Source organism: Pseudomonas sp. HMSC065H01, assembly GCF_001815235.1.
Lineage (GTDB): Bacteria > Pseudomonadota > Gammaproteobacteria > Pseudomonadales > Pseudomonadaceae > Pseudomonas > Pseudomonas aeruginosa.
Window position 1 is genome coordinate 18554 of record NZ_KV819915.1, and the last position, 13820, is coordinate 32373.

Annotated in this window: 15 protein-coding genes; 8 read left to right on the top strand and 7 right to left on the bottom strand. The window is 69.2% G+C overall.

Annotation, left to right across the window (positions count from 1 at the left end; all coding sequences use genetic code 11):
- Positions 1–2 precede the first annotated feature (2 nt).
- Positions 3–992, top strand: coding sequence for a sulfate/molybdate ABC transporter ATP-binding protein (locus HMPREF3014_RS24965; RefSeq protein WP_003104490.1), 990 nt, complete (start codon positions 3–5; stop codon positions 990–992).
- 13 nt (positions 993–1005) lie between these two features.
- On the opposite strand, the gene HMPREF3014_RS24970 is transcribed toward HMPREF3014_RS24965, so the two are convergent.
- The gene (locus tag HMPREF3014_RS24970; RefSeq protein ID WP_003160946.1) at positions 1006–1704 is read right to left on the bottom strand and encodes an ArsR/SmtB family transcription factor; all 699 of its coding nucleotides are present in this window, start codon (positions 1702–1704) and stop codon (positions 1006–1008) included.
- Between the two features lie 93 nt (positions 1705–1797).
- On the opposite strand from HMPREF3014_RS24970, the gene HMPREF3014_RS24975 reads away from it, so the two are divergent.
- Together HMPREF3014_RS24975 and HMPREF3014_RS24980 are read left to right on the top strand one after the other, a co-directional pair.
- The gene (locus tag HMPREF3014_RS24975; RefSeq protein WP_023086899.1) at positions 1798–2550 is read left to right on the top strand and encodes a sulfite exporter TauE/SafE family protein; all 753 of its coding nucleotides are present in this window, start codon (positions 1798–1800) and stop codon (positions 2548–2550) included.
- A 171-nt stretch (positions 2551–2721) separates the two neighbouring features.
- Positions 2722–3480, top strand: a complete 759-nt coding sequence (locus HMPREF3014_RS24980) for a metalloprotease LoiP (protein ID WP_003084230.1) — start codon at positions 2722–2724, stop codon at positions 3478–3480.
- Between the two features lie 39 nt (positions 3481–3519).
- Here HMPREF3014_RS24980 and HMPREF3014_RS24985 read toward each other — a convergent pair whose 3' ends face one another.
- The gene (locus tag HMPREF3014_RS24985; protein ID WP_023086898.1) at positions 3520–4035 is read right to left on the bottom strand and encodes an Mpo1 family 2-hydroxy fatty acid dioxygenase; all 516 of its coding nucleotides are present in this window, start codon (positions 4033–4035) and stop codon (positions 3520–3522) included.
- Between the two features lie 75 nt (positions 4036–4110).
- Between HMPREF3014_RS24985 and HMPREF3014_RS24990 the strand changes: the two genes are divergently transcribed.
- The 4 genes from HMPREF3014_RS24990 (at position 4111) to HMPREF3014_RS25005 (ending at position 8035) form a co-directional block, all read left to right on the top strand.
- Positions 4111–4797 carry a Crp/Fnr family transcriptional regulator gene (locus HMPREF3014_RS24990; RefSeq protein WP_003107720.1) on the top strand — a complete coding sequence of 229 codons (687 nt, stop codon included), beginning with the start codon at positions 4111–4113 and terminating at the stop codon, positions 4795–4797.
- Between the two features lie 108 nt (positions 4798–4905).
- On the top strand, positions 4906–5676 hold the full coding sequence (locus HMPREF3014_RS24995; RefSeq protein ID WP_004346761.1) for a hypothetical protein: 771 nt from the start codon (positions 4906–4908) through the stop codon (positions 5674–5676).
- A 162-nt stretch (positions 5677–5838) separates the two neighbouring features.
- A complete protein-coding gene (locus HMPREF3014_RS25000; protein ID WP_023086897.1) occupies positions 5839–7053 on the top strand; it encodes a CynX/NimT family MFS transporter in 1215 nt (404 codons plus the stop codon).
- 49 nt (positions 7054–7102) lie between these two features.
- Positions 7103–8035 carry a LysR family transcriptional regulator gene (locus HMPREF3014_RS25005; RefSeq protein ID WP_003106255.1) on the top strand — a complete coding sequence of 311 codons (933 nt, stop codon included), beginning with the start codon at positions 7103–7105 and terminating at the stop codon, positions 8033–8035.
- On the opposite strand, the gene HMPREF3014_RS25010 is transcribed toward HMPREF3014_RS25005, so the two are convergent.
- Genes HMPREF3014_RS25010 through HMPREF3014_RS25020 form a run of 3 tightly spaced genes read right to left on the bottom strand, consistent with a single transcriptional unit; the run spans position 8032 to position 9206 of the window.
- Positions 8032–8316, bottom strand: coding sequence for an antibiotic biosynthesis monooxygenase family protein (locus tag HMPREF3014_RS25010; protein ID WP_003106257.1), 285 nt, complete (start codon positions 8314–8316; stop codon positions 8032–8034). The genes HMPREF3014_RS25005 and HMPREF3014_RS25010 overlap by 4 nt on opposite strands.
- A 33-nt stretch (positions 8317–8349) precedes the next feature.
- Complete coding sequence (locus HMPREF3014_RS25015) at positions 8350–8757, bottom strand: cupin domain-containing protein (RefSeq protein ID WP_003106259.1); 408 nt, start codon at positions 8755–8757, stop codon at positions 8350–8352.
- Positions 8758–8768: 11 nt separating this feature from the next.
- Positions 8769–9206, bottom strand: a complete 438-nt coding sequence (locus HMPREF3014_RS25020) for a carboxymuconolactone decarboxylase family protein (protein WP_003106260.1) — start codon at positions 9204–9206, stop codon at positions 8769–8771.
- A 126-nt stretch (positions 9207–9332) separates the two neighbouring features.
- Here HMPREF3014_RS25020 and HMPREF3014_RS25025 point away from each other — a divergent pair, with 126 nt between their 5' ends.
- The gene (locus HMPREF3014_RS25025; protein ID WP_023086896.1) at positions 9333–10754 is read left to right on the top strand and encodes a MocR-like pyridoxine biosynthesis transcription factor PdxR; all 1422 of its coding nucleotides are present in this window, start codon (positions 9333–9335) and stop codon (positions 10752–10754) included.
- Positions 10755–10924: 170 nt separating this feature from the next.
- Here the strand turns inward: HMPREF3014_RS25025 and HMPREF3014_RS25030 are convergent, their stop codons facing one another.
- Both HMPREF3014_RS25030 and gabT read right to left on the bottom strand, forming a co-directional pair.
- Positions 10925–12124: an HDOD domain-containing protein gene (locus HMPREF3014_RS25030; protein ID WP_023086895.1), complete on the bottom strand. Its 1200-nt coding sequence runs from the start codon at positions 12122–12124 to the stop codon at positions 10925–10927.
- A gap of 325 nt (positions 12125–12449) precedes the next feature.
- A complete protein-coding gene (gene gabT, locus HMPREF3014_RS25035; protein WP_003106268.1) occupies positions 12450–13730 on the bottom strand; it encodes a 4-aminobutyrate--2-oxoglutarate transaminase in 1281 nt (426 codons plus the stop codon).
- Positions 13731–13820: the final 90 nt, after the last annotated feature.

Below are 13820 nucleotides of genomic sequence, written 5' to 3' on the forward strand. Positions count from 1 at the left end.
CCATGAGCATCGAAATCCGTAACGTCAGCAAGAACTTCAACGCCTTCAAGGCCCTGGACAACATCAACCTGGATATCCAGAGCGGCGAGCTGGTGGCCCTGCTCGGCCCCTCCGGGTGCGGCAAGACCACCCTGCTGCGGATCATCGCCGGGCTGGAAACCCCGGACGCCGGCAACATCGTGTTCCATGGCGAGGACGTCTCGCAGCACGACGTGCGCGACCGCAACGTCGGCTTCGTCTTCCAGCACTACGCGCTGTTCCGCCACATGACGGTGTTCGACAACGTCGCCTTCGGCCTGCGCATGAAGCCCAAGGGCGAGCGGCCGGGCGAGTCCGCGATCAAGGCCAAGGTCCACGAGCTGCTCAACATGGTGCAGCTCGACTGGCTCGCCGACCGCTATCCAGAGCAACTCTCCGGCGGCCAGCGGCAGCGTATCGCCCTGGCCCGCGCGCTGGCGGTGGAGCCGAAGATCCTGCTCCTCGACGAACCCTTCGGCGCCCTCGACGCCAAGGTACGCAAGGAGCTGCGCCGCTGGCTGGCGCGCCTGCACGAGGAGATCAACCTGACCTCGGTGTTCGTCACCCACGACCAGGAAGAAGCGATGGAAGTGGCCGACCGCATCGTGGTGATGAACAAGGGCGTGATCGAGCAGATCGGCTCGCCCGGCGAGGTCTACGAGAACCCGGCCAGCGATTTCGTCTACCACTTCCTCGGCGACTCCAACCGCCTGCAACTGGGCAACGACCAGCACCTGCTGTTCCGCCCCCACGAAGTGTCGCTGTCGCGTTCCGCGGTGGCCGAGCACCGCGCCGCCGAGGTCCGCGACATCCGTCCGCTGGGGGCGATCACCCGGGTAACGCTGAAGGTCGACGGCCAGGACGAACTGATCGAAGCCGAAGTGGTGAAGGACCACGACAGCCTGGCCGGCCTGGCCCGCGGCGAGACCCTCTACTTCAAGCCGAAGGCCTTCCAGCCGGTGGCCAATCTCTGATCCCGCGGCGGGTTCAGCCCGCCGTGCGCTCCGCCAGGCCGCGCAGTCCCGCGCGGCCCTTCGACGACACCTGCAACGCCCGCGAGCCGTCCTGCGGCCGCAACCAGCCCTGGCGCAGACAGGCCTCCAGCAACGCCGCCCCCAGCGCGCCGCCGAGGTGCGGCTTGCGTTCGCTCCAGTCGGGGCAGGCGCAGGCGAACTGCCGACGGCGGCGGCGGACCTCCGCCAGGTCGATTCCCAACCTGGCCAGCCCGGCCTCGCCGGTCGCGCTCAGGCGCAGCGTCCTGCCCTCCTGCTCGATCCAGCCGGCATCCAGCATCCGTGCGAACACACCGACCGCGAGTTCGCCGGCCAGGTGGTCGTAGCAGGTCCGCGCCTCGCGCAACGCCGACGGCGTGCCGTGGCTCGGCGGCAGGCTGCGCCGCTGCGGCTGCAGGGCCAGGGAGGCGCTGACCAGCGCTTCCACCGCCTGTCCCACTTCCGGCCCGGCCAGGCGATAGAAGCGATTGCGCCCGCGCGCCTCCAGGCTCAGCACGCCGCCCTCGACCAGCCGTCCCAGGTGGCCGCTGGCGGAGGACGGCGAGACGCCCGCCAGCAGCGCCAGCTCGCTGGCCGGGCGGGCGCTGCCATCCATCAGTGCCCAGATCATCTGCGCGCGGCCGGGATCGGCGAGCAGCGCCGCCAGCGAACTGAAGCCGGGATTGAATTGCATGCTTCACCTCCGGATGAAACATTGCCTGTCGACGGCGAGAGATACTGGCCGCCATCGCCCGTTCGCGCCAGCCCGAGACAAGGAAGAACCCGCATGTCCGTCGACCTCCACGCCCTGATCCCACTGATCGCCCTCACCTTCCTTCTCGCGGGCTTCGTCAAGGGCGTGGTCGGCCTGGGCCTGCCGACGGTCTCGGTGGGCCTGCTCGGCCTGGCCATGCCGCCGATGCAGGCGGCGGCGCTGCTGATCGTGCCGTCGATGGTGACCAACCTCTGGCAGCTCGCCTGCGGCCCGCGCTTCCTCGGCTTGATGAAGCGCCTGGCCGGCCTGCTGCTCGGGGTGATCGTGGGCACCCTGCTGGTCGGCGCATGGCTCGGCGACGACGCACCAAGGCAGGCCACCGGCGTGCTCGGCCTGGCCCTGGCGGCCTACGCGCTGCTCGGCCTGGCCGCGATCCCGCTGCACCTGCCGGCACGCCACGAGCCCTGGGCCGGCCCGCTGGTCGGGCTGGCGACCGGCGCGCTGACCGCGGTCACCGGGGTTTTCGTGATTCCCGCGGTGCCCTACCTGGGAGCCCTAGGATTGCAGCGCGACGAACTGGTCCAGGCCCTCGGCCTGTCGTTCAGCGCCTCGACCCTGGCCCTGGCGGTCACTCTCGGCGTGCATGGCGACCTGCTCGAACCGCAGATGCTCGGCGCCTCTCTGCTGACCCTGGTCCCGGCGCTGGGCGGGATGCTCCTCGGCCAGTGGCTGCGCCAGCGGATCAGCGCGACGCTGTTCAGGCGCTGCTTCTTCGTCGGTCTCCTGCTGCTCGGCGCCGACCTCGCCTGGCGCGGTTTCCACTGACGCCAGGGACGCATTGCGCACCCGCCAGGGCGGGCCTGCGGCCTTCGCGGGACTTCCGACGAACGGCACAAGTCGCTATCATCCGCCGCCGCGCGACCCCCACCGGGCGCGCGGCACCGGGCGGAACACGCCCGTCCGGCACGGAACGCCACCTATCGCAAGGAGCACACGATGAAGACCCGTCTTTCCCTTTCCGCCCTGGCCCTCGCCTGCGCCACCCTGGCCGGCTGCCAGAACCTGCCCCAGGGTGACCTCATGCAGCACGGCATGATGGCGGTGAAGGCTGCAACCCTGAGCGACGCCGAGGTCCGCCAGGTCGCCGACCAGGCCTGCGCCGAGTCCGACCAGCAGAACCGCATCGCCCCGGCCAACAGCAAGTACGGCCAGCGCCTGGACAAGATCGCCAAGGCCCTGGGCGACCAGATCGACGGCGTGCCGGTGAACTACAAGGTCTACCTCACCGAGGAGGTCAACGCCTGGGCCATGGCCAACGGCTGCATCCGCGTCTACAGCGGGCTGATGGAGCTGATGAGCGACAACGAGATCGAAGGCGTGCTCGGCCACGAGATGGGCCACGTCGCCCTCGGCCACACCCGCAAGGCCGCCCAGACCGCCTACGCGGCCGCCGCGGTGCGCGGCGCCGCCGGCGCCTCGAAGAGCGGCGCGCTGGCCGCCCTGTCCGGCTCCCAGCTGGGCGAACTCACCGAATCGCTGGTCAACGCGCAGTTCTCCCAGTCCCAGGAATCCGACGCCGACGATTTCTCCTACGAGCTACTGAAGAAGCGCGGAGTGAACACCCAGGGCCTGGTCACCGCCTTCGAGAAGCTGGCCAAGCTGGGCGGCGGCGACAGCAGCATGTTCGATTCGCACCCGGGCTCCCAGGCCCGCGCCGATCACATCCGCCAGCGCATCGCTGCGGATCGCAAGTAACGCTCCCACCCCGGTCTCCCGCGCTCGCGGGAGACCGCCTCACGCCGCCCGCTTGTGCTCGCGAATGCAGGTCGGGCCGGCGCGCTCCTCGACCTCGCGCTGCACGTCGCCGCGCAGCCCCAGCAGAAAGGCCAGTTCCGCCAGCACGAAGAGCGGACCGACGATCAACCCGCTGAGATCGTCGACGAAGGCCGGCTTGCGCCCTTCGTAGTAATGACCGACGAACTGGATGATCCAGCCGACCACGAACAGGCCGACGCCCCAGCCCAGCCAGGCCGCGGTAGTCCCCGCCGCCAATTGCACAGCGCCCCACACCGTCAGCGCCAGCAGCGCCGTCATGGCCACGCCGAAGCGCAGGTCCAGGCGCAGGTAGAACAGCGCCGCGGCGAGCGCCAGCAGCAGCGCCGGAGACAGGCCGAACCCCAGCGCCGGCCGCGCCAGCAACACGGCGATGGAGAGGACGATCATCGGAATGCCGATGAAATGGCTGAAGATGTTGCGCCGGTCGCGGTGGTAGGCGGCGTATTGCGCAAGGTGATCGACTAGGGTTTTCATTGTTGTGGTCTCACGCCAGGGTTCTCGCATCATCGCGCCGCCCCGGTTTTCCACTCTGTCAGCTAGACGACAAACATGAACGAGCGTACCGACTACCGTTCGCAACTCCAGGCCGGCCGCTGGTTCCAGGGTTTGCCGGAGGCCTTGCAGACGCACCTGCTGGCACTCGCCCAACCGCGCCAGTTGCCGCCGGGCCAGCGCCTGTTCGCCCGCGGCGACGCGCCCTGCGGACTGTACTGCGTGGTCGAGGGCGCGATCCGTATCAGCGCGGTCAGCGAGAACGGCAAGGAGGCGCTGCTGATCCTGGTGGAAGCGCCGCACTGGTTCGGCGAGATCGCCCTGTTCGACGGCCAGGCGCGCACCCACGACGCCTACGCCGAAGGCCACACCCAGCTACTCCAGGTGCCGCAGGCGGCGCTGCTCGAACTGCTTCGCCGCGAGCCGCACTACTGGCGCGACGTGGCCCTGCTGATGAGCCACAAGCTGCGCCTGGCATTCATCGCCCTGGAAGAGATGGCCCTGCTGCCGGCCGCACAACGCCTGGCGCGGCGCCTGCTGATGCTCGCCGAGGGCTACGACAACAGCCGCAGCCGGCAGGTCCTGCACCTGCCGCAGGAGCAGTTGGCATTGATGCTGTCGCTGTCGCGGCAGACCACCAACCAGATCCTCAAGGACCTCGAAGCCCAGGGCATCCTCCAGCTCAGCTACGGCGGCATCGAGATTCTCGACCTCGCCGGCCTGCGCGCGGCCACCCACGGCTGAGCGCGAATCACACTTTCGAACGCTTGCAGGCGCACGATGGCCGGCTACCGTGTGCAGGGCACCTGCCCTCGGTGCGGATATCCATAACGACAACAACAGGATCTCCCCATGCCCCGTCCTGCCCTTTTCGCTGTCCTCTGTCTTTACTGCCTGCTGCTGGCGCTGCCGGCGCGCGCTACCCTCGACGACCAGCAACGCGCCCTGCAACAACTGCAGGTCCAGGCCTGTCGCGCGGTGGGCAGCCTGTTGTTGCTGCGCGGCGAGGGTTTCCAGGAACAGCACGCGGCGCAACTGGAGAAGGACCTCGCCAGCCTCGATCGAGCGCTCTCCGCCGCCCCCGAGGGGGTGCTCCTGCGGCAAGGCGAAAAGACGCTGGTGGCGCGCATCCGTGAGGGCGCGGCCTACGGCCCCCGCGAAGAGGACCTGCCCTGGCGCTACCCGCAGCAACTGAGCCGCGCCCTGCGTGACTTCCTCAACCTGGTGGAACGCCAGGTGCCGCCGCCCCCGCCAGGCCAGCCCCTGCCGCTCTGGCAGTTGCCGGTGCGGGTCGAGTACCTGTCCCTGCAATACCTGGCGCGCGCCTACCTGGGCGGGCTGGAGACTGCCCGCGAGCAGCCCCGGGACTATCTCGGCCAGGACGAGAGCGTGCTGGTTCCGCTGATCGACCGGCGCATCGCCCTGCTGGTGGCGCAAAGCGCCAACCCGGCGGGACTGAAGAAACTGGAAAACCGCTGGGAGTACCTGAGCCAGGCCCTGCGCGACCTGAACAGCAAGAGCAGCGCGCTGGTCAGCGCTTCCGGCAGGCCCTGGGCGCCGATCATCGTCGACCGCCACGCGCGGGCCCTGAGCGAAAGCCTGATGCGCTTGAGCGCGGAGTGAGGCCGCGCGTCGCGCGGGGCGGATAACCTCGCGACTCGCCACGCTGCTCCAGCGTCCGCCCCGACTCCCTGGCCAGCGCATTTTTTCGAATCCGCCCTGCGGATTTTGATTTGCCGCCGCGCCCTGGCGCAGGCGCAATGGTGCTCCCGAAAGGAGATCGCCATGCCCACTGCCAACCCACCCGGCCGCACCCTCTGGCTGATGGCCGCCATCGTCCTGGTCGGCCTCAACCTGCGGCCCTCCATGGCCGCCGTCGGCCCACTGCTGAACGCCATGCGCGGCGAGATCGCGCTCAGCTTCGGCGACGTCTCGCTGCTGACCGCCCTGCCGGTGCTGACCCTCGGCCTCGGCATGTTCTTCGGCCTGGGCATCGCCCGCCGCGTCGGCGAGTGGCGTTCGGTGGCCCTCGCCCTGCTGCTGATCGGCGCCGCCAGCGCCCTGCGCCTGGGCAGCCGAGGCCTGCCCGACCTGCTCGGCAGCGCCATGCTCGCCGGTCTCGGCATCGCCCTGATCCAGGCGCTGATGCCGGCCCTGATCAAGGCCCGTTTCGGCGCGCGCACGCCGCTCTGCATGGGGCTCTACGTCACCGCCATCATGGCTGGCGCGGCGCTGTCCGCCAGCGCCGCGCCGACCCTGGCGGAGCACGCCGGCTGGCGGCTCGGCCTCGGTGCCTGGGCGGCGCTCGCCGCGCTCGCGCTGCTGGCCTGGTGGCTGCAACCCGGCACCCGCCTGCGCCTGCCCGCCGCACAGCCCGGCAGGAGCCTCCTGCGCTATCCACGGACCTGGCTGCTGGTCCTGTTCTTCGGCCTCGGCACGGCCTGCTACACCTGCGTGCTGGCCTGGCTCGCGCCCTATTACCTGGAGCAGGGCTGGAGCGCCCAGGAATCCGGGCTGCTGCTCGGTTTCCTGACGGCCATGGAGGTGCTCTCCGGGTTGCTCGCGCCGGCCCTGGCCAGCCGCTCGCGGGATCGCCGCCCGGTGCTGGTCGGGCTAACGGCGCTGATGCTGGCCGGCTTCCTCGGCCTCGCCTGGGCGCCGGCCAGCCTGCCGCTGCTCTGGGCGCTGTGCCTGGGACTGGGCATCGGCGGGCTGTTCCCCATGGGCTTGATCGTCTGCCTCGACCACTTCGACGCGCCGCAACGCGCCGGTCAACTGGCTGCCCTGGTACAAGGCGCCGGCTACCTGATCGCCGGGGTCTCACCATGGATCGCCGGGCTGCTGCGCGACAGCCTCGGCAGCTTCACCGGCGCCTGGCTCGGGCTGGCCACGGTGGCGGCGCTGCTACTGGGGCTGGGCCTGCGCTTCGACCCGCGGCGCTATGCGGCACTGTTCGTCGAGCGACAGCCGCAAGGCGTCGGCGCCGAAAGCTTGCGCTGAGGAAAGGGACGGGTTCTGATGGCGCTCCCGACGCCGTCAGGACGCCCCGATGCTGATCGCCAACGGCCTGCGCAAGGTCGACATGCAGGACCTGCTGGTCTTCCTCCAGGTCCACCAACGACAGAACCTCGTCGAGGTCGCCGAACACCTGAACCTCAGTCCGTCGACGGTCAGCTACTGCCTGAAGAAGCTGCGCCAGGCCTTCGACGACGAGCTGTTCATCGCCACCCGCGGCGGCATGCAGCCGACCCACAAGAGTCGCGCCATGCTGCCCCACGTGGAGGAAATGCTCGCCCGCATCAACGCCTGTCACGCCGCCCAGGGCAGCTTCGACCCGCGTGGCGAGCCGCGGACCTTTACCCTCTGCGCGCCGGAATACGTCGAGCTGCTGATCCTTCCGGCACTCCTGCGACGGCTCGCCGCCAACGGCCCGAGGATCGGCCTGGACATCCGCCGCCTGGGTCCCGAACTGCCCACCGAAGCATTGCTCGACGGCCAGGTCGACCTGGTCTTCGACTTCGGTCCCGAGTACCACCGACCGGCACCGGAGCTACAGGCGCTCGCCCTGTTCAGCGACGAGCTGCTCTGCGTACAGGATCGTGCCCAGCCGCGCCACGAGCGCCTGGAACTGGACGAGTTCTGCAGGCGCCGCTTCGTCTTCCCGACCCCGCTCGACGCCAGCAACGCCAACCTGGTGGACACGTGGCTGCGACGCCAGGGCCGCAGCCGCGAGGTCGCCGCGCGCGCCAACAGCTACGTCGCCGCCCTACAACTGCTGTCGGGCAGCGACTTCGTGCTGATGCTGCCACGGCGTATCCATGCACTGCTCGACGATGGCCGCCATCACGCCTGCCTCGCACCGCCCGGGCTGCCGCCGTTCGCCCTGCACCTGTCATGGAGCCGCGCCGCCGACCAGGACCCGGCGAACCTCTGGCTGCGCGAGCAGGTACTGATCGTCTGCGCCGAGCTGGGTTTGCTCTAGCCTGCGTCATCCTGCACTTCGAGGCTCGCCGCCAGGGAGCGCCAGAGCACTTCGGCGAATACCTGCTGGATGCCGCCGGCCAGGTAGTCGAACATCTGCTGCGCTTCCCGCCACTGGCTGCACACCAGCCAGAGATCCGGCTCGAGGGCGTCCCTGCGCACCTGGTACTCCAGGCAACCCGGCGCCTCCAGCCCCGGTTCGACCAGTTGTTGCAGGCGCAGGCCAAGCCGTTCCGACTGACCATTGCGCGCGCGAATACGGATGACCTGGCTGGCGCTCATGACGGACGCTCCTCCGGGCGAACGAGCGACACCTCAGTGGGCGCCGCGCTCCAGTGGCTTGAGGATCGGGTCGCCCTCCTTGAGCAACTCCCAGACCAGCAACTTGGCCGGCTTCATCGGATCGGGATTGCGTGCCAGCAGGTGCGGCACGTTCGCCGGCTCGTACCAGCTCTGGCCCACCGTGTAGGTCTCCACCGGGCCGCCTTCCAGTTGCGTCTGCACGGTGCCTTCGAGCACGTAGACGAACACCGAGCCGGGATGCACATGGGGCGCGGAGACCTGGCCGGGCTTGAACGACACCGTCAGCATCAACCCACGATGGCCGGGAAACTCGGCCAGGGCCTGGTCGTGCAGGGTTTCCACCTTCTCCGCAACATGGGCGCTGGCCAGCGTCGGCAGCGCGGCGAGCAGCAGGCAGGCGATCGATCGATTGGCCTTCATCGCCGTCCACCTCATTCCGGTTGCATGCCCATGCCGACGCCGAAGCGGTTCCAGGCGTTGATGGCCGAGACCGCCAGGGTCAGTTCGGCGATCTCCTTGTCGTCGAAGTGCTCGCGCAGTTCGTCGAGCAGGCCGTGCGGCAACGCCCCCTGGCTGAGGCGGGCGAGTTGCTCGGTCCAGGCCAGGGCAGCGCGCTCGCGCGGGGTGAAGTAGGGGGTTTCCTGCCAGACGCAGAGCGCTTGCAGACGCTGCTCGGTCTCGCCGGCCTTGCGCGCGTCGTTGGCATGCATGTTCACGCAGTAGGCGCAACCGTTGATCTGCGAAGTGCGCAGGTAGACCAGTTCGATCAACGGGCGCTCCAGGCCGGCCTTGGCCAGGGCCTTTTCCAGGCCGAGCATGGCGGCATAGGCGTCGGGGGAGGCTTTGGCCCATTCGAGGCGGGTGGTCATGGCGAATCTCCTTGGCTGATTGGCAGCCGCGAGAGTGGAAAGCGGCGCGGCATGGGGTAACACTAAGCCTGCCTTTGGCTTCCACGAAGAGCCAATTACCAGAAATACCAGGTAGCCAATTTCGCCATGGAACTGCAACTGATCCTCGACGGCCGCCACGACCTGGTCGGCCAGCTCTATCGCCAGCTGCGCGACGCGATCCTCCATGGTCGCCTGGCCACCGGCGATCGCCTGCCAGCCACGCGCTACCTCGCCGAACGCCTGGAAGTGTCGCGCAAGACCGTCAGCGAAGCCTACGAGCGCCTCGCCAGCGAGGGCTTCCTCGAAGGCCGGGTCGGCAGCGGCACCTTCGTCGCCCGCGGGCCCGCCGGGGAAGCGCCGCCGCAGCGCGCCGACGGTCCGTTGCGGCCGGCCGCGCGCTGGGCACGCATCGAACCGCAGTCCGGTCTGATGGACCAGCGAGCACCGCTCCGCTACAGCTTCGCCGGCGGCACGACCGACAAGCGCCGCTTTCCCTTCGATACCTGGCGTACCTGCGTGCTCCAGGCGCTACGCCTGCAACAGCGCTCGCCGGCGTTCTACAAGGAAACCGAAGGCGACCCCGAGCTGCGCCTGGCGATCTCCCGCTACCTGGCGATCAACCGCGCCGTGCAGTGCGACTGGAACGCCCTGATGGTCACCCAGGGCGCCCAGCAGGGACTCGACCTGCTGGCCCGGGTGATGCTCGACGCCGGCGACCTGGCGGTGGTCGAGGAACCCGGTTATCCGCCGGCCCGCGCCAGCCTGCTGGCCACCGGCGCCGAGGTGCGCGGAGTGCCGGTGGACGCCGAGGGGCTGCGCGTCGACCTGCTGCCGGACAACGCCAAGCTGGTCTACGTCACCCCGTCGCACCAGTTCCCGCTGGGCATGCCGATGAGCCTGGAGCGGCGCCTGCAGTTGCTGGACTGGGCGCAGCACCACCGGGCGCTGATCATCGAGGACGACTACGACAGCGAGTACCGCTTCGACGGGCGTTCGCTGGAGTCGCTGCGCAGCCTCGACCGGAACGGCCAGGTGGCCTACCTCGGGACCTTTTCCAAGACCCTCTTCCCCGAGCTGCGCCTCGGCTACCTGCTGCCGCCGGCAAGCCTGCGCGAAGCGGTGCTGGCGGCGCGCAAGCTGATCGACCGGCACAGCGAGACCTTGCAGCAACGCGCCCTCGCGCTGTTCATCCAGCGCGGCGACTTCGCCCGCCATACGCGCCGCCTGCAACGCGAATACGCCCAACGTCGCGGGCGCCTGCTGGAACGCCTGCACGGCGACCTGAGCCCCTGGCTCGAAGCGCTGCCGGCGGTGGCCGGGATCCACCTCGCGGCGCGCTGTCGCGAACCGCTGGATGTGCTGCGCATCGCCCGTCATTTGCGCCAGCAAGGCCTGGAGGTCGGCACCCTGCCGCCCTTCTACGCGGAAACCCCGGCACAGGCCGGCTTCCTCTTCGGCTTCGGCTGCATCGAACGGGACGACATCGACCCGGCGTTGGACCTGTTGCGCGCCGAGCTGCGGCGCTAGGCGCGCTTCCGCCCATCCACGGCCGGCAACTCGGCGGCGCGCAGGTAGGTGCCGATCTCCCCGGCCAGAGGCTCGATTGCAACCGCGTCCCATGCCCAGCGGCGCATGACGCGTCGCGTTATCCGCCCTACGGGAGGCGCCGCCCCTTGCAAAAGCCCAGCGAGGACGGCTCAGGGCTGCAGCAGTTTCGCCAGTCGTTCGCCGTCCAGGCCGAGCATGCGGGCAGCCTTGCTCTCGGCCAGTTGCTCCGCGTCGTCCTCGGGCAGGCTGGCGGCCTGGGTCGCCAGGCTGAGGATCAGCTCTTCGCGGGAAAGCACGCCACCGAACTGGTACGCCGCAGCGATCAGCCGGCGCAGCTCCAGCGGCAGCCGCCAACGCGCCCGCAGGGCCGAGCCGAAGCTGGCGCCGAAACGCCCCAGCAGCTCGTCGAGGCGCGCCTCGTCCAGCGCGCCGCCGCCATCGCACCAATCCTGCAATGTCCGCAGCAGCGCCAGGTCGCCCAGGCGATGCAGCAGCCCTGCGGTATAGCAGCGCTCGACGTCCGCGCCGAGGGCGTCGGCCAGTTCCCAGGCGATGTCCGCGCAACGTTGCGAAAGATCCCAGAAGTGCATGGCGCGCTCGGCCAGCAGCGGCTCGCCGAGCTGGATGGCCCGCTGCAGGCTGAAACCGAGCACCAGGTTCAGGCTGTGCCCGAGTCCCAGCCGCCGCAGGGCCTGGCCCAGGGTCTGGCAGGCCGGACCGACGTGCCGGGCGGCGCTGTTGGCGGCGGCGATCAGGCCAGCGGTGATCTGCGGATCGCGGCCGAACTCATCCTCCAGCACGCGCAGCGGATGCTCCTCGGCGCTCAGGCAACGATCGCTGGCGGCACGCACGTCGGCCAGCAACGGCGCCCCCTCCGCGGAGTCGCGCGCGCGTTCGAGGAAAGCCTCCAGGTTCTCGCCCGCGTCCCGCTCCGGCAGCGGACAGGCGATCACTTCGTCGCCCTTCAGCAACAATCCTCGCAGGCGTTGCATCAGGTTCTCGGCCTGGAACGGCTTCACCAGGTAGGCGGTCGGCGCCAGTGCCACGGCGGCGCGCACGCTGGCCTGGTCGGCGCGGTCGCTGATCAGGATGAACGGCTGCTCGGCGACCGAGCGGCGCAGGCGCGCTTCGCGCAGCAGCTCGAAGCCATCCACTTGCGGCAGGTTCAGCTCGGCCAGGATCAACGCGAAGCGCCGGCGCCGGCAATGTTCCAGCGCTTCCCCGCCATCGCCGCAGAGGACCAGCCGGGCATCGCAACGCACGCCGAGGACCAGTTGGCCAAGCAAGTCGCGACTCCAGGGGTCCGGATCAGCAATCAGGATGACGGGGGCCTTTTTCGCGGCACTCATGGCTTTCCTCTTCGAACCTGGCGAACCGAGCAGGCCGCACCAGGCATGACAGGCGGGTACGACACAGCCCGCGGGCACACAAGGGTATGACGGGCGAACACGGTGCGCCTCTAGGACCTGTCCTAATCGCCTCGAACGGTACGACCGGAGGAATGCGGGAGGATTCGTATGCGCCAGGCGCCCAAGGGTAACAGGGGAAAACCGTTCGTCGGGCGTTTCGCGGAAAACCCTGGCAGAAAAAAGAGGCTTCCGTTTCCGTGAAGCCTCTGAAAGAAAGGCCCGCGCGGACGCGCGGGCCTCGGGGGTATCGCTTTGCCGGTGAAGCTTAAGCGAGTTCGTCGAAGCACTCGGCCAGGATGGCCAGGCCCTTCTCCAGTTGCGCGTCGGGGATAGTGACGGGCATGAGGAAGCGGATGACGTTGTAGTAGGTGCCGCAGGAGAGCAGGATCAGGCCCTTCTCGCGCGCACGGACGACGATCTTGCTGACCAGCTCGGCGGCCGGCTTGTGGGTATCGCCGCCCTCGAACAGCTCGATGGCCACCATCGAACCCAGGCCACGAACGTCGCCGATCACCTTGTGCTTGGCCTGGATCTCGCGCAGGCCGGCCTTGAGGCGCTCGCCGACGGCTTGCGAACGTTCCAGCAGCTTCTCTTCCTCGAACACCTTCAGCACGGCCAGTGCCGCGGCGCAGGCGATCGGGCTGCCGGCATAGGTGCCGCCCAGGCCGCCGGGCGCGATGGCGTCCATGATCTCGGCCTTGCCGGCCACGCCGGAGATCGGGAAGCCGCCGCCGACCGACTTGGCGAAGGTGGTCAGGTCAGGAACGATGCCCAGTTGCTCGGTAGCGAAGAAGGTGCCGGTACGGCCGGCGCCGGTCTGCACTTCGTCGGCGATCAGCAGGATGCCGTGCTGGTCGCACAGGGCGCGCAGGCGCTGCATGAAGGACTTGGAGTTGACGTAGAAGCCACCCTCGCCCTGCACCGGCTCGATGATGATCGCGGCGATGTCCTGGGGCTGGGCATCGTTCTTGAAGATGCGCTCGATGCTGGCGATGGAGTCGTCCTCGCTCACGCCGTGCAGCTCGCAGGGCGCCAGGGCGCGGAAGATGCCGCCCGGCATCAGGCCCATGCCGGCGGAGTACGGGACCACCTTGCCGGTCAGGCCCAGGGTCATCATGGTGCGGCCGTGGTACGCGCCGGTGAAGGCGATCACGCCAGCGCGGCCGGTGGCGGCGCGGGCGATCTTGACGGCGTTCTCCACGGCTTCGGAGCCGGAGGTGACCAGCAGGGTCTTCTTCGGGAAGTCGCCCGGCACACGCTTGGCGATTTCCTCGGCCAGCTCGATGTAGGGTTCGTAGGCCAGCACCTGGAAGCAGGTGTGGGACAGCTTGCCCAGTTGCTCCTGGACCGCGGCGATCACCTTCGGATGCAGGTGGCCGGTGTTCAGCACGGCGATGCCGCCGGCGAAGTCGATGTACTCGCGGCCTTCCACGTCCCAGACGGTGGAGTTCTCGGCGCGCTCGGCGACGACCGGGTGGATCTGGCCCACGCCGCGGGGTACCGCGGCCTGGCGACGCTTCAGCAGGGATTCGTTGGTCTTGCTCATGGCTTCCTCAGTGGCCGCTCATCGGGTCGGCCGGGTCAAAGGATGAAGGCGGGAAGGAAGCTCCCCAAGGCAGCATGCGATGATCGACTG

Excerpts from the sequence above, each read along its gene's own strand:
- HMPREF3014_RS24965 (WP_003104490.1), top strand. The coding sequence starts at position 3 with ATGAGCATCGAAATCCGTAACGTCAGCAAGAACTTCAACGCCTTCAAG.
- HMPREF3014_RS24970 (WP_003160946.1), bottom strand. The coding sequence starts at position 1,704 with ATGCAATTCAATCCCGGCTTCAGTTCGCTGGCGGCGCTGCTCGCCGAT.
- HMPREF3014_RS24975 (WP_023086899.1), top strand. The coding sequence starts at position 1,798 with ATGTCCGTCGACCTCCACGCCCTGATCCCACTGATCGCCCTCACCTTC.
- HMPREF3014_RS24980 (WP_003084230.1), top strand. The coding sequence starts at position 2,722 with ATGAAGACCCGTCTTTCCCTTTCCGCCCTGGCCCTCGCCTGCGCCACC.
- HMPREF3014_RS24985 (WP_023086898.1), bottom strand. The coding sequence starts at position 4,035 with ATGAAAACCCTAGTCGATCACCTTGCGCAATACGCCGCCTACCACCGC.
- HMPREF3014_RS24990 (WP_003107720.1), top strand. The coding sequence starts at position 4,111 with ATGAACGAGCGTACCGACTACCGTTCGCAACTCCAGGCCGGCCGCTGG.
- HMPREF3014_RS24995 (WP_004346761.1), top strand. The coding sequence starts at position 4,906 with ATGCCCCGTCCTGCCCTTTTCGCTGTCCTCTGTCTTTACTGCCTGCTG.
- HMPREF3014_RS25000 (WP_023086897.1), top strand. The coding sequence starts at position 5,839 with ATGCCCACTGCCAACCCACCCGGCCGCACCCTCTGGCTGATGGCCGCC.
- HMPREF3014_RS25005 (WP_003106255.1), top strand. The coding sequence starts at position 7,103 with ATGCTGATCGCCAACGGCCTGCGCAAGGTCGACATGCAGGACCTGCTG.
- HMPREF3014_RS25010 (WP_003106257.1), bottom strand. The coding sequence starts at position 8,316 with ATGAGCGCCAGCCAGGTCATCCGTATTCGCGCGCGCAATGGTCAGTCG.
- HMPREF3014_RS25015 (WP_003106259.1), bottom strand. The coding sequence starts at position 8,757 with ATGAAGGCCAATCGATCGATCGCCTGCCTGCTGCTCGCCGCGCTGCCG.
- HMPREF3014_RS25020 (WP_003106260.1), bottom strand. The coding sequence starts at position 9,206 with ATGACCACCCGCCTCGAATGGGCCAAAGCCTCCCCCGACGCCTATGCC.
- HMPREF3014_RS25025 (WP_023086896.1), top strand. The coding sequence starts at position 9,333 with ATGGAACTGCAACTGATCCTCGACGGCCGCCACGACCTGGTCGGCCAG.
- HMPREF3014_RS25030 (WP_023086895.1), bottom strand. The coding sequence starts at position 12,124 with ATGAGTGCCGCGAAAAAGGCCCCCGTCATCCTGATTGCTGATCCGGAC.
- gabT (WP_003106268.1), bottom strand. The coding sequence starts at position 13,730 with ATGAGCAAGACCAACGAATCCCTGCTGAAGCGTCGCCAGGCCGCGGTA.